2 protein-coding genes are annotated in these 824 nt (G+C 36.9%); both read left to right on the plus strand.

Features of this window, described 5'->3' with window-relative positions:
• The coding region (locus DQG23_RS42495; RefSeq protein ID WP_158560978.1) for a hypothetical protein at positions 1 to 194 on the plus strand (194 nt) is incomplete at its 5' end.
• A 278-nt stretch (positions 195 to 472) separates the two neighbouring features.
• Positions 473 to 824: GNAT family N-acetyltransferase (locus DQG23_RS41640; protein ID WP_146762492.1), on the plus strand; the 352-nt coding region annotated here is incomplete at its 3' end.

Below are 824 nucleotides of genomic sequence, written 5' to 3' on the forward strand. Positions count from 1 at the left end.
ACAAAGATGATGATGAAGCGTTATTTAAAATGTATTATAAATTAAATAATAATCCGAAAATTAGTGAATATAAAGAAATATTAAGAAATGAATATAAATTAAATGACGAAAATATACTGGCGTTAGAAGAAGAAGCTAGGCAAGATATTATTTTGTTTAGGCAAAGACCAGATGTAATGCGGCATTTAGGATAAAGCTAAAGTATGGCTAGTAAAGCATCGTTCAAAGCAGCCCCGACATATATGTCCGGAGCTGCTTTATTTTCATTGTTCGTAATCTGACGATTTTTGCCGGCGAGTCAGCTCCGAAATTGTTATCGATTGTGTGCAACAGGTTATTACGCTAACGGATACGATAGTGCAGAAAAAAGCGATGGAGCCGATCCATCGCTTCGTTGTGCTAACGGGCAGGATAGTTCCAATATATGGTACGATCTAGAGGTGACGAGATCTACATAATGGAGGCAATAAAATTGTCCAATTTAAACTTTATATTTCCTGATATAGAGACAGACAGATTGAAACTCGCCATTCTGAATTTAGACGACACTGATGCCGTCTTTAATCATTTTTCAGACGAGAATGTTACAAGATTTATGGATATAAGTCCATGTAAAGATAGAGACGAAGCTAAAGAAATCATAAGATTTCACCTAGAAGATACAGGTTGCCGCTGGGGGATTTTTAGCAAGAGTAACGCTGAGTTTATAGGAACTTGTGGCTTCCATTGCTGGTTTCAAGGAGAACAACCTAGAGCTGAAATAGGATTTGATTTAGCAAGAGGATATTGGGGAAAAGGAATTATGCAAGAAGCATTGAAGCCTG

Origin of the sequence: Paenibacillus contaminans, from assembly GCF_003285015.1 — a bacterium.
Taxonomy (GTDB): domain Bacteria; phylum Bacillota; class Bacilli; order Paenibacillales; family NBRC-103111; genus Paenibacillus_V; species Paenibacillus_V contaminans.